Origin of the sequence: Paenibacillus validus NBRC 15382 (genome assembly GCF_004000985.1) — a bacterium.
Taxonomy (GTDB): Bacteria; Bacillota; Bacilli; order Paenibacillales; family NBRC-103111; genus Paenibacillus_G; species Paenibacillus_G validus.
This window is the reverse complement of sequence record NZ_BIMH01000018.1, coordinates 28496-50755: the sequence shown is the minus strand read 5'-3', so window position 1 is coordinate 50755 and position 22260 is coordinate 28496. Positions and strand designations below refer to the sequence as shown.

Sequence of the window (22260 nt, the reverse complement as noted above, 5' to 3'; positions counted from 1 at the left end):
TGGATGGAGCAGCTGCGTATTGATTCGACAGGAGGGGAAGTCGCCCATTCTGTTTGATACGGTGGGATTCAACGAGCGCGGCGCGCTTTTAACCAGATTACAAGAGCTAGGCGTGAACAGAGAGGATATAGGGACGGTTTTATTAAGTCACTTTCATTTTGATCACGCTGTCAATTACCCTCTTTTTCCTAATGCGACCTTTTATTTGCATGAAGAAGAAGTAACGCATATCGAGAACAATGGGGAAGCCGATCTTGCCGTTCCTGCCGAGATGTATCCGGCGCTGAGAGATTCCGGGAGATTATCGCTATTGTCCGGCAAATCGGGTGTCGTCGAAGGACTGAATTGGATCCATACCCCGGGCCATACGCCGGGACTGTACTCGATCCTTCTGGACTATCAAGGGAAAAAATGGGCGCTCGTATCCGACACCGTCAAGAACATATCCGAATTGATCACCGGTGAAGTTGCCATGACATGGGACGATGCAAGAAGCAGGGAGAGTATTAACGCCGTCAAACAATGGGCGGACATTGTCGTTCCGGGCCATGACCGGTTGCTGGAGATCCGAAGAACCGGACAGCAGGTCGAAGTCGTGCCCTTAAATGAAAGCGTTATAGATATTATCGTTCCGTGGAAGGACGAGAAATTCTCTATAAAGATTTAAGACAAGAGAAGGTGAGATTCATGAACCATTTGAAGGGTGCTATCGACATTCACGTTCATTCCAGTCCGAGCATCTTTCCCAGATCGGTCAATGATTTGGAGCTGGCGGAACAAGCGAAAAAGGCGGGGATGCGCGCGATTGTATTAAAGGCGCACGAAGAATCGACGGTTTCCAGAGCGAAACTGGTCAGTAAAGTGATTGACGGAATCGAGGTTTACGGTTCCCTCGTTCTGAATGAGTATGTGGGAGGTCTTAACCCTTATGCCGTTGATATGGCGATTCAACAAGGCGCCAAATTGATCTGGATGCCCACAGGATCGGCCAAACATCATCTTGAGCATTACGGGGGAAAGAGCGACTACAAGGAAATGAAATCGACGATTCGTTTATTGCCCCAGAAAGGGATTACGGTTCTTGCGGAAGACGGCCGCTTGCTTCCCGTTGTCTATGACATTATCGATTTAATTAAGGGCAGCGGGGCCGTATTGGCTACGGGTCATTTATCCCCTCTGGAAACCCGGATTGTCGTGGAAGCAGCCGTTTCACGAGGGGTTGAGAAGGTGCTTGTCGCCCATCCCGATTTGAAAATTAATAAGATGGACCTGTCTCTCCAAATTGAATTAGTGAAAATGGGCGCTTATGTAGAGAAGTCCATGTTAACGTTGATGCCGCTGTGGAAATCGATCGAGCCGGATGAGCTTGTTCAAGGCATTCGTCAGATCGGGCTTGATAAATGCATCCTGCAAACCGATTTTGGCCAAGCGAATCATCCGACGCCTACGGAAGGGTATAACCATTTCATACAAATCTTGCTGGAGCACGGTTTGACGGAAAAAGAGGTTGAACAAATGGCCTGTTCCAACCCGGCTGAATTAATCGGGCTAACTTAAATACAAGTAAAGGGAGGATCAAACAAATGGCTCAAGTACAAGTATCGAATAAGCCATGGTATAAAGAGGTCACGAAAAACCAATGGAGAGCCTTGATTGCGGCAAGCTCCGGCTGGGCTCTGGATGCGATGGACGTCATGCTGTACTCCATGGTTCTTGTTCATGTGATGGCGGATTTACAGATGGACAAAACGACCGGCGGTTTTTTGGCAACGCTTACTTTGTTGAGCTCTGCCGTAGGCGGCATATTATTCGGCATGGTAGCAGACCGATACGGGCGTACCAAATCATTAATGCTAAGTATTTTCGTTTATTCGATCTTTACTTTCCTGTGCGGATTTTCTGAAACGGTTACGCAACTGGCTGTATTCCGTTTGCTGCTTGGCATTGGTATGGGTGGAGAATGGGTTGCCGGAGCGGCGTTAATTACAGAAACCTGGGATGCGAAGCATCGCGGTAAAGCTATGGGGTTTGTGCAAAGCGCTTGGGCCATCGGCTATGCGTTTGCCGCAATCGTAGCGGGCCTTATCTCTCCCTTGTGGGGCTGGAGAGGTGTCTTTTTCTTCGGTATTATCCCGGCTATAGTCGCCATCTGGATTCGAAAAGGAACGAAAGAACCGGAAATATGGGAAAAAATGAAACAAGAATCTTCCAAAGTAAAACAAGCCAAGCCTAAATTGCTGGAGCTATTTTCGAGTAAAATTATTCGTTGGACCATGTTGGGCGCTGCTTTAAGCGTTTGCGCGCAATTCGGTTACTGGGGCTTATTTACCTGGATTCCGTCCTACTTGGGGACACCGATCGATAAAGGCGGAGCCGGACTTGATATTCTCAAATCAACGACCTGGATTGTGATCATGCAAACGGGAGCCTGGTTCGGTTACGTAACATTCGGCTTTTTGGCCGATAAGATCGGACGGAGGAAGACATTTATCCTGTTTTTCGTCATGGCGGCCCTTCTGGTGCCCGTCTACGGGATGACGCATGATGCCACCTCTCTCTTATTGTTGGGACCTTTCGTCGCTTTCTTTGGCTCCGGGTATTTCAGCGGTTTCGGATCGGTTCTGGCCGAATTGTTCCCGACAGAAATTCGCGCAACCGGACAAGGCTTCTGTTATAATTTCGGACGCGGCATTGCTGCGACGGCTCCTACGGTAGTAGGTTTTATGGCGACAAGCATAGGGTTAGGCGCCGCGTTCGGCTTCCTTGCCATCGCCTTTGCGCTGGCTGCGCTGCTCGTCATAGCCTTCTTGCCTGAAACCAAGGGCAAGGTGTTGAACTAAGGCGCAAAACCTTCGCGCCCCCATATCCGTATAGGTCATGAATCCTAAAGTTCATTATGGGGGATCAACCCATAATGAACTTTTATTTTCAGGAGAACCTTTCATCAGGAGTGCGGCGACGCTTGTTGAGCTACACGTAACCCGTACAAAGGATTCCGGCCTGAGATGTCGAAGTTATGGTCGTTCCGTTTGAGGGGCGCATAAGCTAATTTGTATTACAATATTCAGAGTTTTTCGGGACGATCTGAACGATTCGAAGCGAATCAATGGCATAATCTCGCAATTTATTTGACTTTATGCAACAAAAACCTTAATATTTGTAATACAAATTAATCTAACAAAAAGGAATTGGAGAACCAGATGTCCAAAGAAAAACTTTCGCAAATCATCTCTCGTGACTTGTTAAATATGATTGAGTCGGGAAAGTTCCCGCCGGGTTCGAAATTACCGACGGAGATGGAACTGGCGGCACATTTTGGCGTAAGCCGAATTCCTATACGGGAAGCGTTGAGTGTGCTTCGCGCAGCCGGTGTGATTAACTCGCGGCAGGGTGGAGGAAGCTTTGTAGAAGAAAGAATCGGTTCGCCTATATTAAATAATCTCCGGATTGAGAACGATGATGCGGAGTGGATCAAATATTTATTTGAAATGAGAAAAATTTTAGAGCCTGAGGCTGCTTATTATGCTGCGTTGAGACGAACCCCCGAACAATTGGAACGAATGAGGCAGGCGCTTCAATGGCTGGAGGTTGAGCTTGCCGATGACAGCAAAATTGGAATGGAGCCCGATATGGAGTTCCACCGGTCGATCTTCTTAGCCACGCACAATCCGGTCATGATCCAGGCGATGGAGAACTTATCCTCCCTTTACGAGAGATCGTTAAAAATAACGCTCCAGTCCAATTTGGGTTTAAAAAAGAAACGGAAAGCCGTCTATAAAGAACATCAGGACATTTTATTAGCCATCGAAATGGAAGAACCGGAATTGGCCAAAATTCAGTGCGCCATTCATCTCAAGAATGCAGAGAAAAAGTTAAGCCTGTTCTTCTAAACAAACGGCAAAAGGAGGAAATCATGAAGTCCATGACCGCTATTCATATCCAAGAGATTGCAAGCATCGTTCAAACCGGCAGAGTGCTGACGGATGAGAGCGATCGTTTCAGTTATTCTTTTGACGGCTCGTTTGGGACCTATCTTCCGGATATCGTCATACAAACGAAAAGTGTGGAAGAATTAGCGGAGCTGGTGAAATACGCCAATCGCGAGAAAATTCCCGTCTACCCGCGCGGTCAAGCGACCAGCTTAAGCGGCGGGCCTCTTCCGGTGAAGGGCGGTATGGTCATCGATTTATCCGTCATGGACGATCTGCTCGAGATTGATGAGGAAGATTTAGTCGCTGTCGTATCTCCGGGCGTGTTGACAGCCCATATTCATAAAGCGGCTGAAGCCAAAGGCCTGATGTACCCGCCTGACCCGAGCAGCTCCCATGTATCTACAATAGGAGGCAACTTGGCTGAGAATTCCGGAGGGCCGCGCGGATTGAAGTACGGCGTGACCAAGGACTACGTGATCGGGCTTGAAATGATTACGCCGCAAGGCGAAATCATTCGCACGGGAGGAAGAACGGTTAAAAATGTAACGGGGTATGATTTAACCAAGCTTATCGTTGGCTCGGAAGGCACCCTTGGTATTATTACAAAGGCGATTTTGCGCCTCATTCCGAAAACTCCCGCATCCGAAACCGTTATGGCTGTCTTTGACAGCCTGGTTGACGCAGGTAAAGCGATCTCGCAGATTTTATCCTCCGGCATACTGCCTTCCAAAATGGAGCTGATGGATCAGGCTTCTATGGTGGCCGTAGAGAACTACCAGCCGTCCGGCTTACCCCTGGATGCGGATGCGATGATCCTCATTGAACTTGACGGTCATCCTATGGCGGTGCGCGATGAGGCTGAACAAGTCTCAAAGGTATGCAAGGCGGCAGGAGCGAGGGAAGTGCGCGTTCCGCAAACGAAGGAAGAACAGGAAGACGTATGGAAGGCGAGAAAGCTCGTTTCTCCGGCTATTGCGAGGATCAAGCCGACCAAAATTTCAGAGGATGCGACCGTCCCCCGCAGCAAAATACCGGAAATGTGCCGCAGGCTGCAGCAGATTAAGGAAAAGTACCGGCTGCACCTTGTTGTTTTCGGTCATGCCGGGGACGGAAACCTGCATCCCAATATCATTGCCGACAAATCGGATAAAGAAGAAATGCTGCGCGTAGAGCAGGCGGTTGCCGAAATATTCGAAGCGGCCGTTGAGCTGGGCGGAACGTTATCGGGAGAACATGGCATCGGCACCATGAAAGCGCCTTTTATGGAGATGGAGCTGGGTGCGGCCGGCCTGGACATGATGAAGCGAATTAAGGAAGCGTGGGATCCGAACAACATTATGAATCCCGGCAAAATATTTCCCGAGCCCGGGCAAAAGTTGGTGTTGAGCGAATGAGTGACAACCTTGCGGCATTACGTAAAGAATTAAACTATGAGAAAACGAACCAATGCGTTCAATGCGGATATTGTTTGCCTGTCTGCCCGACTTATCTGACCATGGGTAAGGAAACGCATTCCCCGCGCGGACGGATTAATTTGGTGAAAATGGCCGGGGAGGGCAGGATAACGGACCTCTCTGTTTTAGAGGAGCCGCTCGATTTATGTCTGGGCTGCCGGGCTTGTGAAACCGTATGTCCCACAGGCGTAGAATACGGCGCCATTCTCGAATCCGCGCGCGCGGCCGTTACCCGTCGAAAAAAGCATTCTTTACCCGTCAAAATTTTGCGCAACACGTTGTTGAAGAAAGTTTTTCCCAGCCGTAAGGCGATGAATCTGATTGGCAACGCGATGTGGATCTATGAGAAGAGCGGCGCCCAAAAGCTGGCCAGAAAAAGCGGATTGACGAAAATGGCGCCCGCTCACTTAGGCGAATTCGAGGCGATCACATCGCCGGCGGTATCCCCTTGGGAACGGTCCAGTCTCCCTGCCTATACACCCGCTAAAGGAAGCAAAAAATATACCGTAGCGTTCTTTGTCGGCTGCGTTATGGACGCCATGTTCAGAAAAATTAATCAGCTGTCCATCCAGCTCCTTGCCGAGGTTGGCTGCGATGTCATCGTGGTTGAGAACCAAACCTGCTGCGGCGCGCTGCATGCCCATACGGGAGAAATGGAAGAAAGTAAAAGGCTGGCGAAAAGAAATATCGATGCGTTTGAACAAGCGGAGGCCGCCGATTTTATAGTCAACAATGCGGGCGGCTGCGGCGGGATGATGGTGGAATACGATCATTTGCTGGCCGATCAACCGCAATGGGCGGAACGGGCGCAAAGGTTTGCTCGGAAAACGAGAGATATATCCCAGATTCTTGCCTTATGTGGAGGAATTAAAGGAAAAGAACGGCCCGCTGAAAGGGTTACGTATCAGCGGTCTTGCCACATGACCAACGTTCAGCGTGTAACCCGGGAGCCGGTTCAATTGATTCGACAATTACCCAACGTCGAATTGGTCGAGATGAAAGAGGCGGATATGTGCTGCGGATCAGCCGGAATTTATAATATGGTTCATTACGAGGCCTCGATGGACATATTGGATCTCAAAATGGAACATGTCAAAGATACAAAGGCTACGACGATTGTCACTACCAATCCAGGCTGCCTGCTTCAGATGAAAGTAGGCATCGAGCGTGAAAATTTGGGAGGCAGCATGCGTGCGGTCCACCTGGTAGAGTACTTGGCGGAAGCCTATGGATTGAACGTGTAACCCAAGACAAGGATTATATACCTTTACCGCCGTTTATCGGGGTAGAGGTGTTTTTTTTATGACCGGCAAAGGCCTGTTACCCCTTAGCTGGCTGCCTTCATCCCATAACGGCAATTATAGACGCTCGGTTGAGATTTTCTTGAAATAATCAGCTGCAAATTTTTGAAAGTGGTGAGCGGCCTGCGATAAATAACGTCTGTTGGACCATCCCAAGCCTATGGTTCGTTGACAAACCGGTTTCCTGATTCGAAGACGTTTCAGTGTAGGACGGGAAATACGACTCAACGATAAGGCAGGGGTGAAAGCGACGCCAAGCCCTTGCTCAACCAATTTTCCGATGATGTCCGGTTCGTCCCCTTCAAAGGAAATCGTAGGTACAAATCCGGCTTCGCGGCAAAAATCATCCGTAAGATCCCGAAAGCCGAATCCCGCATTCATGCTGATAAAAGATTCGTCCTTGACTTCAATGAGATCGATGCTCTCCCGCTTGGCCAAGCGATGACCGGGGGGAACAAGGAGGAAAACTTCTTCCGTCATAAGCGGCTTCCATTCCACATCAGGACCTTGGATCGGGATGGAAGAGATACAAAAGTCAATGTCTCCCTGATCAAGCAGACGCTTCATAGAGGATGTGGATTCGATAAACTGGCGTAAATGAACGTGCGGATACCGGGTCAGGAACGAGCCTAATAATTCAGGTAAAATTCTCGGAATGGAGACGGCTAGCGTTATACTTCCCCGATGCAGCCCGGCTAAATCCTGAAGCTCCCGTTTTCCTTCGTTAAGCTCCATGAAAGCTTTTTCCACCCGGGCAAGAAAGGCTTTGCCATAGGCATTTAACCGGACCTGGCGTCCACGGCGGTCAAATAAAGGCACTCCGAGATCCGCTTCCAGGCGGGCAATCGTTTTGCTGAGAGAAGGTTGGGCGATTTGAAGCTCCTCTGCGGCCTTCGTTATATGTTCGAGTCGGGCTACCGTCTGAAAATATTGAAGCTGAAGAAACTCCATGGAGGTTCACCTTCCTGCTCTCTAATAGACTTAAAGCTATATAAATATAGATAATTATATATTATACATTATTATTTCAAGTCCATATAATATTACGCATGAAATCTTTTATATGCAGATTGGAGAGAGAGCACTTGAAAGGACTGCAATTGTTTATCAAGGATTGGCTTCATATTGCGAAGCACAAGCAAGCACGAATAGCTGTTGGCGTCCTTCTGTTCATTCCGCTGCTTTATGCAGGCATGTTTCTTATCGGTTATTGGGATCCGTACGGACAATTGGACCGGCTTCCGGTCGCTGTTGTGAACTTGGACAAGGGAGCGGCGATGGACGGCAAACCGCTTCACGTAGGAGAAGACATGGTTACCAATTTGAACGAGGACAAAGCGCTGGATTTCCATTTTGTCGCTTTGGACGACGCCGAAGAGGGATTGAAGAACGGGCGCTATTATATGCTGGTCAAAATTCCTGAAGACTTCTCGCAGAAGGTAACCACCTTAAGGGACGACAAGCCCGAGCCGGCAAACTTAGTTTATCAAACAAACCCGGGTAACAATTTTATTGCCGGACAAATCGGGGCGGCGGCCATCGACAAGCTGAAAGACGAAGTAGCGAATAAGATTACGCAATCTTATACCGAAACGGTGTTCGACAGTTTTCATCAATTATCGGACGGTTTGGCTAAAGCAGGCAACGGCGCTTCTCAGTTGAATGACGGGACCAAGAAGGCTCAGGACGGGCTTCATTCCGTTCAAGAGGGCATTGACCGGTTGGCGGACGGAGCCGCAAGCTTATCCGCCGGGATGAAGCCGTTGACCGAAGGTCAGGAGCAGCTTGCTCAAAGTATGGTTCGGCTGAAGGAGGGGTCCGCAGCTTTAGCGGACGGGGAGACGAAGCTTACCGCCGCGCATCAACAGCTGGAGCAAGGCGCCGCGAGTTCTGTTCAAGGCGCTAAGCAATTAAGCGCAGGCATGGAGTCGGAGGAGAAGGAGACCGCAGACGTACTTGAACATGCGCAAGGCGTGGCCGAGCGATTGCACAACTATATGCAGCTTCATCCGGAGCTTGCGAAAGATAAGGAGCTGCAGACGATCGTACAAAACGCGGATGTCGCGTCTACGGAAGCGAAAGCAGCGGACGACGGGCAAAAACAACAAGTCCAACGTATGAAAGCTTGGTTGGATAGCCAGTCCCGGCTTGCTGACGGCCTGCATCAATACGGTGACAAGCTGTCGCAAGCCGCTGAAAGCAGCCGGCAGCTTGCGGCTGGATTAGGACTGGCTTCGGCAGGAATGGACAAGTGGCAAGAAGGCTTTCAGAAGCTGAACGACGGGATCGCGTCCTTGGCGGACGGGAGCAGGCAGCTGCAAACCGGCACCGTGCCGCTGGCCCAAGGCATGCTGCAGCTAGTAGACGGCAGCGGGGAATTATCGAAGAGCCTTACGGCCGCAGCGCAGGAGACATCCGGCGTACATGCAAGCGACTCTTTGCTGAGCATGTTTTCCCGACCGGTGCAATTGAAGGAGAATCCAATCAATGCAGTGCCGAATTACGGTACGGCGATGGCTCCGTACTTTTTGGTGCTCGGATTATTCGTAGGCGGATTGATCGCGTCGAATATTATTCCGTTTAACCGAAAGGCGCATCAAGGAGTAGCGGGAGGCAGCCATTTTATTAATAAAATTTGTTTGTTTCTTTCCATTGCCTTGATTCAGACCTTCATTGTGGATGCGGTCCTTCTATACGGGTTCGGGATTCATGTATTAAGTATTCCCAAATTTCTACTGCTGAGTCTGGCGGCATCCTTCACCTACATGACCTGTATTTTCATGCTGGTCGCGCTTTTTGGATCGCTTGGCCGCCTGGCGGCGATCTTTCTCTTAGTTACGCAGCTTGCATCCTCGGGAGGAACCTTTCCGCTGCAATTGGCGCCTTCTTTTATTCAGTATGTAAGCAAGCTATTGCCGATGACTTATGCCGTGCAAGGCTTCCGAAGCGTAATTTCGACTGGAGATTGGAGTCAATATTGGCATAATACCGGAGCTTTGCTGGGATATATTCTGGTATTTGTAATCGTGGCCTGGTGCCTGATCGCAGCGAGCAATGAGAATAGGGTAACGGCTCAACCTGCCGGAGAGAGCGGCTAATTGATTAAAATAATCGTTTCTTTACAGCCCGGAGTGGCATATACTAACCTTAATGCTAAGGAAGAGTTTGCCTAAAAGGAGTCCGGTATCTCATGATTCGAAATTCGCCTTATGTGCTGCTTGTTATGGCCGCTTGTATTTGGGGAGGCAACTTTGTTGCCGGCAAAGCGCTTGTCACGCACATTCCGCCGCTGACGCTTGCCACTGTACGCTGGTGCATCGCCTTCCTGTGTCTGCTCCCTTTCCTGGGCAAGGAGGCATGGTCGCTGCGAGCCGAATTTCGTCGTCACTGGAAAATGATTGTTTTTCTTTCCGCGACCGGCGTAGCGGGTTTTAATACGTTAACGTATGTGGCCGTACAATTTACCAGTTCGATTAACGCCTCCTTAATGAATTCGGCAACCCCGATTATGGTCGTGATGTTGACTTGGTTGATGATCAAAGAGAAAATCGCTTGGTCTGCTTTTCCAGGGGTCCTTATTTCGATGGCGGGCGTATGTTGGATTATCGGTCGGGGCAGCTTGGAAGCCCTGACGGCGCTATCCTTTAATAAAGGCGATCTGTATATGCTGCTGGCCATTTTCATGTGGTCCTTGTACTCGGTCGGTATGAAAAGAGCGGCCGGGCTTTTTCCGGCGACTCCCTTCTTGCTTGTGCAGGTCGCGGCAGCTTTGCTGCTATTGATCCCGCTCTCCGCCGTTGAACTGGTCACGCTCTCGCCTGAAATCGACTGGAGTCCGTCTTCGATTGTCGGGCTGCTGTATATCGGCTTGTTCGCTTCCATCGTCGCCTTTCTATCGTGGAATCGCGCCATTGAATTAGCCGGTCCGCAGCGCTGCGCCGGGTTTCTTAATCTGATTCCTTTGTTCAGCGCCATATTTGCGACGGCTTTTACAGGAGAATCCATTCATTTGTATCATCTGCTGGGCACCGTGTTGATCGTTACAGGCGTGTATCTTACGAATCGCGCAATCAAGCATCAGCAAATTCGAGGCAGGCCGAAGGTAGGCGAATACGCAATGACGAAGAACCCTTGATGGATCAAGGGTTCTTTTATTTCGACTGCGTGTGTCCAAGAAACAGGGGTATTATTTTTATGGCGAATTTGTTAAAATATTGAAGCGGGTTGCGCATCTTTACGGGGGGGTGAACGACAGCGGCGAACATGTTGATCGCAGAAATGAAAGCGCTAACAGTAAGGCGGTTTAAAATTCTTCATCATACGAGGTGATGACAATGGGGACCCGTTTATTATCGGAGCATTTAATTAAAAATCGTTTTCCTCACATCAGATATGTAAGGATCCATTCGCAGGGTAAAAATACGGCTACGATCTATGCGTGGAACAACGACCTGGATTTGCCTGATAAGGAGATAGGCAGCTTGAAGCAGTTTGCTTCCGGTCACTTGCTTCCGCACGTTTGCTTTAAAGTTAAATCCTACAACATGGTCCAAAACGATAAAGTTCCGCAAGTACATGAACTGCCGGCACCCATTGTTCAAGCTGCTATGAACAGAAGCCTGGATCAACATGGAATCACCGCGGTCATGAACCGCATGTTTCCTTATGGCAGTCTGACCTTTGACAGGTACGATTCCATTAGCGGCACCATTCATTTTGCTTTCCACGCCAACACCCCCGTTAACGATATAGAGAAGGAACGGATTCGGCAGTATCTTTATGAAGTGATTCCCTTGGGCTCAGCCTGTGAAGTGGCCTATTGCTGAGGGCGACAGCAAGGAGAGAACGGAAACTTCTCCGGAGAAGCGGAGCTTTACGGTGCAGCAACAAGCCGCGAACGTAAAGTTTGCCGCATTCATGGATAACGATACCCGTACTGCTGCACAAGCAGCTTCCGGATTTATACGGTATCGATTATGCGCGGCAGGAGGAGCGGGAGGCGTATATCGAGCGGCTGTTCCGCCAATATGTTCCATCATAGGGATAGCCGGACCGAGTGGGCGGCTCAGGATGGCCGACTCGCGTCACGGTCCTTGGGGAATATCCCGGAATACAAAGAACGCCCTCCCGATTTCCTTGTGGGAAGCGGGAGGGCGGGAGGGGCGGGGGTTTGTCACTCCCGCCTATTCGATTATGAGTTTCGGGCCCCTTGGGCGGACGTCCATAAAGCTTCGATTTCCTCCAGCGATTTCCCCTTCGTCTCGGGTACGACGCGCCAGGTGAACAAGAACGTGAACAAGGACATGAAGCCGAAAATCCAGAAAGTAATCGCCGGGCCTGCGGAATTCAGCATGGGCGGGAACGATTGAGAAACGACGTAATCCGCCGCCCAGAGCGCCATGGCCGCGATAGCCGTAGCTCTCCCGCGGATGCGGTTCGGGAAGATTTCGGACAAAACGACCCAGACGACCGGTCCGAGCGATATGGCGAAGGAGGCCACGTACAGCAAAATAAAGATAAGCACCAGCGGGCCGGAAGTATGACCCGTTTGGAAAGCGAAGCCTATGACAACGAGGCATAGCGTCATCAAGGACGAGCCGACGAGCAGCAGCGCTTTGCGGCCTACCTTATCGATGAGCCACAGGGCCAAGATGGTGAACAGGAAATTGATCAACCCGACCAGAATGGTCTGGATCAACGAGGCGTTCGTGCCGGCGCCCGTTTCCTTGAATATTTCCGGAGCGTAATACATGATCGCGTTAATTCCTGTAACTTGCTGAAGGATCGCCAGCCCCACGCCTACGATCAACGCGATCCGCAGCCCGGGATTGAGCAATTGCCGGATCGAGCCGTTTTCCTGCTTGAACGATTCCTTGATATCCAATACTTCTTGTCTGGCCAGTTCATCGCCGTGAATCTTCAATAGAATCGGCAGCGCTTCTGCCGGCCTTCCTTGCTTGATCAGCCATCTGGGGCTTTCCGGCACGAAGAAGAGCAGCGCCAGGAACAAGAGGCCGGGAACGGCGCCTACGGCGAACATCCAGCGCCAGCCGGTGGCAATGTCCCAAGCGTCGTCTCCGGAACCGGCAATCCACAAATTGACGAAATAAGTAAGGAAGATACCGGTAACGATGGCCAGCTGGTTTAGAGCGACCAGACGCCCCCGGTATTTGGCGGGAGCGATTTCCGCGTTATAGAGCGGGCATAGGGTGGAGGTAATGCCTATGCCGATTCCGCCGAGGATACGGGCCATAATATAGGCGGAGAACGTATCCGGAATGGCCGAGCCGACGGAGCCTATGATAAACAGGATCGCCGCAGTGATCAATACTTTTTTCCGGCCGAATCTGTCGCTTAACATACCGGACATGGCGGCGCCTACAATACAGCCGATAATGAGACTGGAGACGGCCCAGCCGACTTCCACCTGATTTAATTGAAAGCGGTGTTCCATAAAGCCGATGGCTCCCGACACCACAGCTGTGTCAAATCCGAATAATAAACCGCCCAAAGCGGCTACAATCGAAACAAGCGTAACAAACTTCATGCTCACTTGTTCTTGGTGCCTGTTGATCGTTAGTTCCAACTTCATTTCTCCCTTCCGTTCTCGCGCCAGCTTACCGGTTGTTCCGTGCATCGTCCGGTAAGAAGGCTTCTTTCGATCAGAACGAGGTTCATTATATCATGTGAATCTGGGGACCCAGACGGCAATCTTCTTCACTTATCAGTGTTCTTCCCGCATTTAATTCGCACTATCCGCAATTTGCTTCCCGATGATCAAATAACTAGCACATTCTTGTCTGCCCATCACAAAAAAGTCCATGCCGTGAAAGCATGGACTCGCGCGCCGCCCTATTTGATTTGGCTGCGATACTCGGTAGGGGTAACGCCGGTGACTTTTTTGAACACCCGGCTAAAATAGTTCGGATCCTTGTAACCGACCTCGTAGCATACTTCCTTGAGGCTCAGCTGCTCGGAGGCGATCAGCGCTTTGGCCTTATCGATCCGCAAGCCGGTGACAAAGTCGATGAACGTCTCTCCCACCTGCTGCTTGAAAATTTTGCTGAAGTAGTGCGGATTCAGGTGGACGAAGTCCGCCACCTCCTCGAGCGATACCTCCTCGGTGAATCTTTCCCGAATATAGCTCTTGGCCCGGTCAAGGACGGTTAAGGTTTGCTCCTCGCGTTCTTCGCGAATGCGCTGCAGGGCGGAGATGACGTAGGATCGTTGATCGCCTCCCCCGGTTAAGGACGGCTTCTCCGGTTCCGGGACGATTCCGTCCGCTCCTTGCTTCAGCTCGTCGAAGTGGCACACCTTGCCGCCGATCTCGAAATAGGTGGACGCAAACACCGCTTCAAAGTAAGACTTGCGCAAGCCGTCCGCACCGTTCCGGGTCGACCCGATGCCGACCGAGACTGAAAAGCCTGCTTGCCGTTCCGCCAAAGCGCACAGCTTCTCCCCGTACCGTTTAACGTCTTCTTTCCAATCGTCCTCCCGGGCTCCGGGCGGTTTCCGCAAGAAAATCGCCATGTGCCGGTCGATCACCGAGCTGACGATGCAGGCCGATCCGTGCGTCTTGGCAAAGCTGCGGATGTTATCGTACATTTTTTTCTTGTCCGGGGTGTAGAAGTGTTCCGGGAAGGCGACCACGATCGCGCAGCCTTGATCGAGAGGGAAGCCGAGCCATTCGGACAGCTGCTCGGGACCGGCGTCCACCATGTGATCGACCATGAACATCAAGGCAAGCTCATTTTCCACCAGGGGCAGCAGTTGGGAGACTTGATGCCTGAGCTCCAGTTCATCGGCGCGCTTGCGTTTCTCCTGGTCCAGTTCCCGGACCAGCTGCTCCAGCGTGCCGACCAGCTGCTCCCGCTTAGCCGGTTTGACGATGTACTCTTTCACGCCGAGCGAAAGCGCCTCCTTGGCATAAGCAAAATAATCATAGGCCGTCACCAGCACGAATTTCGTATCCGGAAGACGTTCTTTGATTTCCCGTATAGCCGCCAAGCCTTGGATGCCCGGCATATTGACATCCATCATGACGATATGCGGACGATGCTCCTCCGCGCGTTCAATCGCCGTCCGCCCGTTCTCCGCATGGATCACCTGGAACGTTCCCGGCATCATGCGCTGAACGATCCATTCCAGTCCTTCGCGCTCCAGCGCCTCGTCATCCGCGATCATCAGCCGGTACATGCAGGGGTTCGACCTCCTTTCCAGAGGGAATTACAATCGTAATCGTTGTTCCTTTTCCGGGCTCGCTGTCAATGTCCACAAGGTCGCTGCGTCCGTAAAACAGCTGCAGCCGCTTGAACACATTTCTTGTGCCGAGCCCCGTGGAATGCTTGTTGTCCGTTCCGGCCTCCAGCCGCAGCAAGGCTTGGCGAACTTCCTCGCGCATTCCGCCGCCGTTGTCGGACAGCGCGATGCGCACGCCCTCCGGAACATGCCCAATCTCCAAACGGATGACAGCTCCTTGCTCCATGCCCTCAATGCCATGCACGAACGCATTTTCCACCAGCGGCTGAAGCGTTAGCGCCGGTACAGGCACTTGCAAGGCGTCCGGTTCGATATCCAGCTCGAACCGGACGCGGTCGCGGAAGCGGGCCTGTTGAATCGTAAAGTATTCCTGAACGTGCGCAAGCTCATCCCGCAGCGTAACCGGCTGGTCCAGCTTGCGCAAATTGTACCGCAGCAGGTTCGACATCGATACGATCAGATCGCTGGTCCTCTCCGCGCCTTCCAGCAGCGCCAGCTTGGAGAGGACATTCAACGTATTAAATAGAAAGTGGGGATTGATCTGGCTTTGCAGCGCTTGAAGCTCCAATTCCTTGACGAGCCGGTCCTTCTCCAGACTTTCCTTATCCTTCTCGATCAAGGCCTTCAGATTGGTGGACATTTGCCCGAAGGCCGCGGACAATAGGCCAAGCTCATCATCCGACCGCCGCGGAGGGGGGAGCGGCTCCAGATCGAGGTTCCCCCGGGACATGCGTCCGGCCATATCGACCAGCCGGCTGACAGGTCCGGTAATGCTGCGGGAAATCCAGACGGCCAGCACGACGCTCATCAGCGTATTGATGACGAGTACGGCTGCGCCCAGGCGGTTCATGCGTTCCGTTTCAAGTTGAATTTGCTTGTAGACCGGCCGGTAGGAGCCAAGCTCCAAATCGACAAGACGCTGCCCTTCCTCGCGGATATAAGCGGTTGTTTTCTCCGCTTCCTCGTAATGGGCCAGCGCGGCGCGTGCGCCTTGAGCTTCCGCCGCGGCGCGCGCGGCCTGTTCCTGCTCCATGAGGGTGTCCAGCATATGGACGTAGCTCGTCAGCGAGGACGCTTGCAGCGAGGAGCTCGTGCTCCGGGCAAGCCCCGCGCGCAGCTCCTGCAGCTTGGCTTGCGCTTGCTCCAGCTCGGCGCCGCCGCTTCCGCCCGGATTGAGCAAATAGGCGTGAAGCAGCCGGAGATTATCTTCCGCCGTTTGGGCGGATTGATTGTACAGCAGGATGCGGTCCATCATGACGCCGTAGCTCATCTGCACGATTTTCCCGCTCTCAAACAAGAAGAAGGTCACCGAGTTGACGAGCAGAACCAGCAACGGAATAAATACCAGCAGCTTCGTTCGAATCGTCATCGGCAGCCTTCCCCGGCGCCGACCGTACTGCGGTCAAGCACAGCGGTAGCGGTAAAATGCTGCGGCTGCGGCGTCTTTCCGTGAAAATAATCGTGCAGCAGCGATATGGCCTCATACCCCATCTCGCGGGGCTGCTGCACAAGGGTCGACGCAATCTTGCATTGCTTGATGCCTTCGACCGTTTCCGCCAAGTCGTCAAATGCGAAGATGCGCAGCCCTGTTGGGCCAACGCGCCCGGCGGCTTCCAGTATCCCGACACCATCCAGGGCGCTGAACCCGACCATATACCCGACCTGCGGGTGATGGGTCAGGATGTCTTCCGCTTGCCCGGCGGCCTGGAGACGAGAAATGTTCGACGAACGGACAGCGACGACGGTAAGCTCCGGATAACGGCTGATTACCGAATCGAAGCCCGCGAGTCGAAGCTTTTGATTATCGGCCTGCTCATTGCCGACCAGCACCCCGATTCGGCCTTCGCTTCCCGCAGCTTGGACGACCAGCTGGCCCATTTTTTTCCCCGCTTCCAGATTGTCCGAGCCGACGTAGGACAGCCGGCGGCTCCCGGGCTCGTCCGTGTCTACCGTAATGACGGGAATTCCTTGCCCGGCGGCTTTATCGATCAATTGCCGATACAGCGGGTCATTGATGCCTTGCACCAACACCGCATCGGCTTTTGCGGCTATCGTTTTCTCCAGCAGCTTGATCTGCTCGGCCGGATTGATCCGGAACGGTCCGGTATATTCCAGAAGCATTCCGTACTCGGCGGACGCCTCCCGCGCTCCTTGCTCGACGGACCGCCAGAACGGATTATCCAGCTCCTGGGAGATCAGCACGACATGGCGCTTCGCATCGCCGCCCGCTCTGCCTTCTTTCAAGGGCTGGACCAGCTCGCGAATGCGCAGCGCGGAGAACAAGAACTGCAGCAGCAAGCAGGCAAATACGATAAAAAGGATAGCGATTCCGAGGTTCCATTTCCGATTTGACACGCTTCAGCTCAGCTCCTTTGGCGACGTTCCGACGTAGGCTTATTATACAAGAACGGCGAAAGAAACCCAAAGAAGGACAGTCTTAGGGGCTGCCCGTGTACGGAAGCATGATCATGGGTCGCAATCTTCCATTTTCTGTTATAATATAGACAGACAATCAGTGAAAGCCAGGGGAGGCATACAGGTGGAGCAGTTAACGCTGCTGCTCTTTGAGCGGATGGGCCTTTTATTGTTGATTACGTTTATCCTTACCCGTATTCCGCAATTCCGTTACTTGCTCGATCGGAGAATGGACTGGAAGACAGGGGTGACGTTTTCTCTGTTTTTTGGGTTGGTCAGCATAGGGGGGACGTATGCCGGAGTCACGATCGGGGAGGAGGGAATCGGCTCCTATTTTTTCGCGGCATCTCTCGGTCCCGATGAAGCTATGGCGGATTCGGCCTTGATCGGCATTGTGATGGCCGGCCTTCTCGGCGGCGTCGCCGTAGGTACGGGAGCCGGGATTCTATCCGGCGTTCACGCCTATTGGATGGGGGGGCTGACAGGCGCCGCCGAGGCGTGGTCAACGCCGGTTATAGGTCTCCTTGCCGGTTTAGTGGCCCGTTTTTTTGCCGAAGAACGAGTGATAGCTCCGGTGAAGGCTTTGTTTATCAGCGTGTTCGCGCCGGTTCTGCAAATGGGCGTCATTCTCATCGCCACGGAATCTTCGGCATCCGCGATCCGCATGGTGAACCTGATCGGGGTTCCGATGGTCGTCGCCAATAGTATCGGGGTCGGCATCTTCGTCGCCATGATATTGGCTGTCTTGAGGGAGGAAGAGCGGGCGTCGGCCTCGGAAACCCAACGCGCGCTTCATATCGCCGAGATGGCGCTTCCTTATCTCAAGCAGGGGTTAACTTTCGAAACGGCGGAAGCGACGGCGAACATACTCCGCCGCGAGCTTCGCGCCAACGCGGTAGCGGTCACGGATACGGAAGAAATACTCGCTCATGTCGGTATTGGGACGACAAGTCTCTTTCAAGGTGAGCGTATCAAGACCGAATTGTCCCGCAAGGCGATCCAGACCGGAGAAATTCAAATCGCCAAAGCCAAGGAGCACATTCAGCCGCAGCACCCTGCTCTGGGCGCGGCCATTATCGTTCCGTTCCGGAACGGGGGACAGGTTGCCGGGTTGATCAAGCTGTATTACCATAGCGTGAGGCAGATCCGTCCGGTGGAGGAGGCCTTTGCCAAGGGCCTCAGCAAGCTGATCTCGATTCAGCTCGACATCGCGATGGCGGAGGAGCTCCGGGGGTTGATGAAGGATGCGGAGCTTAAAGCGCTGCAAGCGCAAATCAATCCTCACTTTTTGTTCAATACCTTGAATGCCATCGTTACGTTGATCCGGGTAAACCCCGACGCGGCCAGACGGGTTACGGTTCAGCTCGGCAGCTACATGCGAATGAATTTAACCATGACCCAATCCCCGCTCGTTCCGCTCTACAAGGAGCTGGAGCATCTGCAGACGTATCTCGGGATCGTTCATATCCGGTTTGAGGACCGCCTTTCCGTGAAGTGCGTCTGCGAGCCGGGGCTGGAGGCCGTCGCCATTCCGCCGTCTACGCTTCAGCCTCTGGTGGAGAACAGCATTCACCACGGCTTGAAGGGCAGGACCGGTCAGGGTGAGATTCTCGCTGCGCTGCGCCGCGGCGGGGACGGGGTTCAGGTAACCGTAGAGGATAACGGAAGCGGGTTTCCTGCCGGGCTGTTGGACAAATTAGGCCAGGTCCCGGCGCACGGCACGGAGAGCACGGGCCTCGGCTTATATAACGTGAACAGGCGGCTGATCAACTTGTTCGGGCCGGGATCCAGACTGAGATTCAGCAACCGGCCGGAGGGCGGAGCCCGCATTGAGTTTACGATTCCCTATCAAGCTGATGAAAGCGTGAATCGACGAATGAAAGTCATGATAGCTGAAGATGAACGGTTGGCGCGGGAAGAACTGACCTACTTATTGTCCCGGGAACACGATGTCGAGCTTCTTCCGTTCGCAACGAATGGCGCCGAGCTGCTGGAGCTGGCGGGCATGCACAAGCCGGATGTCGTATTTCTGGATATCCACATGCCGGGGCTGGATGGGGTGCAAACGGCGCAAAGCCTCATGCAGGTCGAGCCGCGGCCTTTCATCGTCTTTGCGACGGCTTATGAGCAATATGCCTTAGAAGCGTTCCGGCTGGAGGCCGTCGATTATTTGCTGAAGCCTTATGATGAGGAGCGCCTTCGGCAAGCCTTGCAGCGCATACGCAGCAGGCTGGCGGCCTCCGGAGAGGTCGCGGGCCCTTCCGCTGCCGGCGCAGCGCCTGCCGCCGCGGAAGGCGTCAAGACGCTCGCGTCATCGATCAAACCGAAATTGTTGATCGATGACGGGAGTCGTATGATCGTGGTCGAGCCTATGAAGGTAGGCTTTGCCGTCAAAGAAGAGAAGCTGACGCAGATTCACATGGCCGACGGGCAGGTACATGCGACGCGACAAACGCTTCAGGAATTGGAAGAAAAGCTGACGGGGTACTCTTTTTTTCGGCCGCATCGCAGTTATTTGGTCAATGTAGAATTTATCGATGAGATCGAACCGTGGTTTAACGGCGCTTATAACGTCATTCTGAAGGACGCGAAGCGCAGCCGAATTCCTTTATCGCGGGTGGCGGCCAAAGAGTTGATCAAACGGCTGCAGGGGGAGTAGCAGGCCTGCGGCCATCGTTCGTTTAGGGCCGTTTTTTATGAATTTGAGGATAGCATTCTGACATTTCGCGCCGAAAAGCTCTCCAGGGCGTGCTTTCCATGCTAAAATAATAAAGCGCTTACAAATAGCGTAAATAGGGCAGCGGAGGCGATCCTAACCGATGGGGACATTGGAAATGAAAGAAATTATACCTCCCGATGGGGGGCAGCATCATCTGAAAAATTATGAATCCGTATACGGAACATTCCGGTTTGAGGATGTACATGCGGATTTCAGCTGGCACACAACCGGTAAAGTCAACATGGCCTATGAATTGATCGACCGCCATACGACGGGACCCCGGAAAAATAAAACGGCGCTCTTGTATGCAGACGATCACCGCCGCGAATCGTATACGTTCGAAGACCTTCGGAAGCTATCCAATCGATTCGGGCATTTGCTTCAAAGACTGGGCGTAAGCAAAGGAGACCGCGTCTTCTTCTTCATGCCGCGATCGCCTGAAGTCTACATCGGGATGCTCGGCGCGTTCAAAATCGGCGCGGTCGTCGGCCCGCTGTTCGAGGCCTTCATGGAAGGCGCCGTAACCGACCGGCTTGCGGATGCCGAGGCTGCGGTGCTGGTGACGACCGCAGCTTTGAAGGAGCGTGTGCCGCGCGGGAAGCTGCCGAATCTGCGCCATTTGATCATCGTGGACGAGCAGCCGGAATATGCCGCGGGCGAAGTGAATTTCAAGCAGGCGATGGCCGAATCGGAGGAGGAGCTGGAGCTGGCCTGGGGCTCGCTCGAAGACCCGATGATCCTTCACTATACGTCCGGCTCTACCGGGAAGCCGAAAGGCGTGCTGCACGTTCAAGGCGCCATGATCCAGCATTATATTACAGGCAAATGGGTGCTTGATTTGCAGGAAGACGACATTTATTGGTGTACGGCGGACCCGGGATGGGTGACGGGAACCTCCTATGGAATTTTTGCGCCCTGGCTGAACGGGGCGACGAATTTGGTTCGCGGAGGAAGATTCTCCGCTGACGGCTGGTACCGGACGCTCCAAGACTATGGGGTCACGGTTTGGTACAGCGCTCCGACGGCGTTTCGCATGCTGATGTCCGCCGGGGACGAACTGACGGCCAAGTACAGCTTCGGCAGACTGCGGCACGTGCTCTCGGTCGGAGAGCCGCTGAATCCGGAGGTCATCCGATGGGGGCTTAAAGTTTACGGCAAGCGCATTCATGATACTTGGTGGATGACGGAAACCGGAGCTCACATGATCGTCAATCTGCCATGTATGGACATCAGGCCGGGCTCGATGGGCAAGCCGTTCCCGGGGATCGAGGCCGCGATTGTAGACAATCAGGGGAATGTGCTTCCTCCTAATTCGCTGGGGAATTTGGCCGTCAAAACCGGCTGGCCGTCCATGATGCGGCAAATTTGGAACAACCCCGCCAAGTATGACGAATATTTCTCCGTCCCCGGCTGGTATATATCGGGGGATTCCGCTTACATGGATGAGGACGGTTACTTCTGGTTTCAAGGGCGGGTGGACGATGTGATCAATACATCGGGCGAGCGTGTCGGTCCTTTCGAGGTGGAGAGCAAGCTCGTCGAGCATCCGGCGGTGGCGGAAGCGGGAGTGATCGGCAAGCCGGACCCGCTGCGGGGGGAAATCATCAAGGCGTTCATTGCGCTGCGCGAGGGCTATGCGCCATCTGACGAGCTGCTGGATCACATTCGGTTGTTTGTGAAAACCGGGCTTTCCGCTCATGCGGCTCCGCGGGAGTTCGAAGTGCTGGAGAAGCTGCCCAAAACCCGTTCCGGAAAAATTATGCGCCGGGTTCTGAAAGCGAAAGAGCTTGGGCTTCCTACGGGCGATTTGTCGACAATCGAGGACTAATCTATAGGAGGGGAATACAACCATGAAAGAACAATCCCACAATCCTTACAGTGAAATTGTAAGATCCGATTCTTTTCAAAGGCTGATGGCCAAGAAAAAACGATTTATTTTACCGATGTCGGTCTTCTTCCTGGTGTTCTATTTCGTTCTTCCGATCATGACCTCGTATTCGAAAGTGCTGAATGAGAAGGCGTTCGGTTCGATCACTTGGGCTTGGGTATTTGCTTCCGCGCAATTTATTATGACTTGGGTCTTGTGCTCTCTGTATACCCGCAAAGCCGTCGAGTTTGATGAATTGGCGGAGAAAATCAAAGAAGATTCGAAAACAAGCCTACGAAAGGCGGGATGATCC

At 52.8% G+C, this 22260-nt stretch carries 17 protein-coding genes; 12 read left to right on the top strand and 5 right to left on the bottom strand.

The annotated features are described in order from the left end of the window. Positions 1–19 precede the first annotated feature (19 nt). The 6 genes from PVA01S_RS13880 to PVA01S_RS13855 all read left to right on the top strand — a co-directional run bounded on the left by PVA01S_RS13880 (position 20) and on the right by PVA01S_RS13855 (position 6630). The gene (locus PVA01S_RS13880; protein WP_164751833.1) at positions 20–667 is read left to right on the top strand and encodes an MBL fold metallo-hydrolase; all 648 of its coding nucleotides are present in this window, start codon (positions 20–22) and stop codon (positions 665–667) included. 20 nt (positions 668–687) lie between these two features. Then, positions 688–1557, top strand: coding sequence for a DUF6282 family protein (locus PVA01S_RS13875; protein ID WP_127608106.1), 870 nt, complete (start codon positions 688–690; stop codon positions 1555–1557). 26 nt (positions 1558–1583) lie between these two features. Further along, positions 1584–2840: an MFS transporter gene (locus PVA01S_RS13870; protein ID WP_127608105.1), complete on the top strand. Its 1257-nt coding sequence runs from the start codon at positions 1584–1586 to the stop codon at positions 2838–2840. 360 nt (positions 2841–3200) lie between these two features. Next, positions 3201–3890 (top strand): FadR/GntR family transcriptional regulator, encoded by a 690-nt coding sequence (locus tag PVA01S_RS13865; RefSeq protein WP_127608104.1) that lies wholly within the window; start codon positions 3201–3203, stop codon positions 3888–3890. A gap of 32 nt (positions 3891–3922) precedes the next feature. Then, positions 3923–5326 (top strand): FAD-binding oxidoreductase, encoded by a 1404-nt coding sequence (locus tag PVA01S_RS13860; RefSeq protein ID WP_127608144.1) that lies wholly within the window; start codon positions 3923–3925, stop codon positions 5324–5326. Further along, positions 5323–6630: a (Fe-S)-binding protein gene (locus tag PVA01S_RS13855; protein ID WP_127608103.1), complete on the top strand. Its 1308-nt coding sequence runs from the start codon at positions 5323–5325 to the stop codon at positions 6628–6630. The genes PVA01S_RS13860 and PVA01S_RS13855 overlap by 4 nt, the downstream gene beginning before the upstream one ends. Positions 6631–6744: 114 nt before the next feature. Here PVA01S_RS13855 and PVA01S_RS13850 read toward each other — a convergent pair whose 3' ends face one another. Beyond that, positions 6745–7638 carry a LysR family transcriptional regulator gene (locus tag PVA01S_RS13850; protein WP_127608102.1) on the bottom strand — a complete coding sequence of 298 codons (894 nt, stop codon included), beginning with the start codon at positions 7636–7638 and terminating at the stop codon, positions 6745–6747. A 134-nt stretch (positions 7639–7772) separates the two neighbouring features. Here PVA01S_RS13850 and PVA01S_RS13845 point away from each other — a divergent pair, with 134 nt between their 5' ends. From PVA01S_RS13845 to PVA01S_RS13835, 3 genes are all read left to right on the top strand, one after another. Next, positions 7773–9785: a YhgE/Pip domain-containing protein gene (locus tag PVA01S_RS13845; protein ID WP_164751832.1), complete on the top strand. Its 2013-nt coding sequence runs from the start codon at positions 7773–7775 to the stop codon at positions 9783–9785. 92 nt (positions 9786–9877) lie between these two features. Beyond that, entirely contained in the window at positions 9878–10822 is a 945-nt protein-coding gene (locus PVA01S_RS13840; RefSeq protein WP_127608100.1) for a DMT family transporter, read from the top strand. A 346-nt stretch (positions 10823–11168) separates the two neighbouring features. After that, positions 11169–11513 carry a hypothetical protein gene (locus PVA01S_RS13835; protein ID WP_244932958.1) on the top strand — a complete coding sequence of 115 codons (345 nt, stop codon included), beginning with the start codon at positions 11169–11171 and terminating at the stop codon, positions 11511–11513. Positions 11514–11878: 365 nt separating this feature from the next. Here PVA01S_RS13835 and PVA01S_RS13825 read toward each other — a convergent pair whose 3' ends face one another. The 4 genes from PVA01S_RS13825 to PVA01S_RS13810 form a co-directional block, all read right to left on the bottom strand. Beyond that, on the bottom strand, positions 11879–13324 hold the full coding sequence (locus PVA01S_RS13825) for a sugar porter family MFS transporter (RefSeq protein ID WP_127608099.1): 1446 nt from the start codon (positions 13322–13324) through the stop codon (positions 11879–11881). 215 nt (positions 13325–13539) lie between these two features. Next, entirely contained in the window at positions 13540–14883 is a 1344-nt protein-coding gene (locus PVA01S_RS13820; protein WP_127608098.1) for an AraC family transcriptional regulator, read from the bottom strand. Then, complete coding sequence (locus PVA01S_RS13815) at positions 14858–16315, bottom strand: sensor histidine kinase (RefSeq protein WP_054797468.1); 1458 nt, start codon at positions 16313–16315, stop codon at positions 14858–14860. The genes PVA01S_RS13820 and PVA01S_RS13815 overlap by 26 nt, the downstream gene beginning before the upstream one ends. Further along, positions 16312–17301 carry a sugar-binding protein gene (locus PVA01S_RS13810; RefSeq protein WP_127608097.1) on the bottom strand — a complete coding sequence of 330 codons (990 nt, stop codon included), beginning with the start codon at positions 17299–17301 and terminating at the stop codon, positions 16312–16314. Before PVA01S_RS13810 ends, PVA01S_RS13815 begins: the two co-directional genes overlap by 4 nt. 184 nt (positions 17302–17485) lie before the next feature. Here PVA01S_RS13810 and PVA01S_RS13805 point away from each other — a divergent pair, with 184 nt between their 5' ends. The 3 genes from PVA01S_RS13805 to PVA01S_RS13790 all read left to right on the top strand — a co-directional run bounded on the left by PVA01S_RS13805 (position 17486) and on the right by PVA01S_RS13790 (position 22257). Further along, positions 17486–20020 carry a LytS/YhcK type 5TM receptor domain-containing protein gene (locus tag PVA01S_RS13805; protein ID WP_307720684.1) on the top strand — a complete coding sequence of 845 codons (2535 nt, stop codon included), beginning with the start codon at positions 17486–17488 and terminating at the stop codon, positions 20018–20020. Between the two features lie 160 nt (positions 20021–20180). Continuing rightward, positions 20181–21908, top strand: a complete 1728-nt coding sequence (acsA, locus tag PVA01S_RS13795; RefSeq protein WP_244932957.1) for an acetate--CoA ligase — start codon at positions 20181–20183, stop codon at positions 21906–21908. Positions 21909–21930: 22 nt separating this feature from the next. Further along, positions 21931–22257 carry a DUF485 domain-containing protein gene (locus PVA01S_RS13790; protein ID WP_127608096.1) on the top strand — a complete coding sequence of 109 codons (327 nt, stop codon included), beginning with the start codon at positions 21931–21933 and terminating at the stop codon, positions 22255–22257. Positions 22258–22260 lie beyond the last annotated feature (3 nt).

What these genes read in the sequence shown, in the direction of transcription:
- PVA01S_RS13815 (WP_054797468.1), bottom strand. Translation starts at nt 16,315, where the DNA reads ATGACGATTCGAACGAAGCTGCTGGTATTTATTCCGTTGCTGGTTCTG.
- PVA01S_RS13825 (WP_127608099.1), bottom strand. Translation starts at nt 13,324, where the DNA reads ATGCACGGAACAACCGGTAAGCTGGCGCGAGAACGGAAGGGAGAAATG.
- PVA01S_RS13820 (WP_127608098.1), bottom strand. Translation starts at nt 14,883, where the DNA reads ATGTACCGGCTGATGATCGCGGATGACGAGGCGCTGGAGCGCGAAGGA.
- PVA01S_RS13850 (WP_127608102.1), bottom strand. Translation starts at nt 7,638, where the DNA reads ATGGAGTTTCTTCAGCTTCAATATTTTCAGACGGTAGCCCGACTCGAA.
- PVA01S_RS13870 (WP_127608105.1), top strand. Translation starts at nt 1,584, where the DNA reads ATGGCTCAAGTACAAGTATCGAATAAGCCATGGTATAAAGAGGTCACG.
- acsA (WP_244932957.1), top strand. Translation starts at nt 20,181, where the DNA reads ATGGGGACATTGGAAATGAAAGAAATTATACCTCCCGATGGGGGGCAG.
- PVA01S_RS13790 (WP_127608096.1), top strand. Translation starts at nt 21,931, where the DNA reads ATGAAAGAACAATCCCACAATCCTTACAGTGAAATTGTAAGATCCGAT.
- PVA01S_RS13875 (WP_127608106.1), top strand. Translation starts at nt 688, where the DNA reads ATGAACCATTTGAAGGGTGCTATCGACATTCACGTTCATTCCAGTCCG.
- PVA01S_RS13855 (WP_127608103.1), top strand. Translation starts at nt 5,323, where the DNA reads ATGAGTGACAACCTTGCGGCATTACGTAAAGAATTAAACTATGAGAAA.
- PVA01S_RS13840 (WP_127608100.1), top strand. Translation starts at nt 9,878, where the DNA reads ATGATTCGAAATTCGCCTTATGTGCTGCTTGTTATGGCCGCTTGTATT.
- PVA01S_RS13860 (WP_127608144.1), top strand. Translation starts at nt 3,923, where the DNA reads ATGACCGCTATTCATATCCAAGAGATTGCAAGCATCGTTCAAACCGGC.
- PVA01S_RS13865 (WP_127608104.1), top strand. Translation starts at nt 3,201, where the DNA reads ATGTCCAAAGAAAAACTTTCGCAAATCATCTCTCGTGACTTGTTAAAT.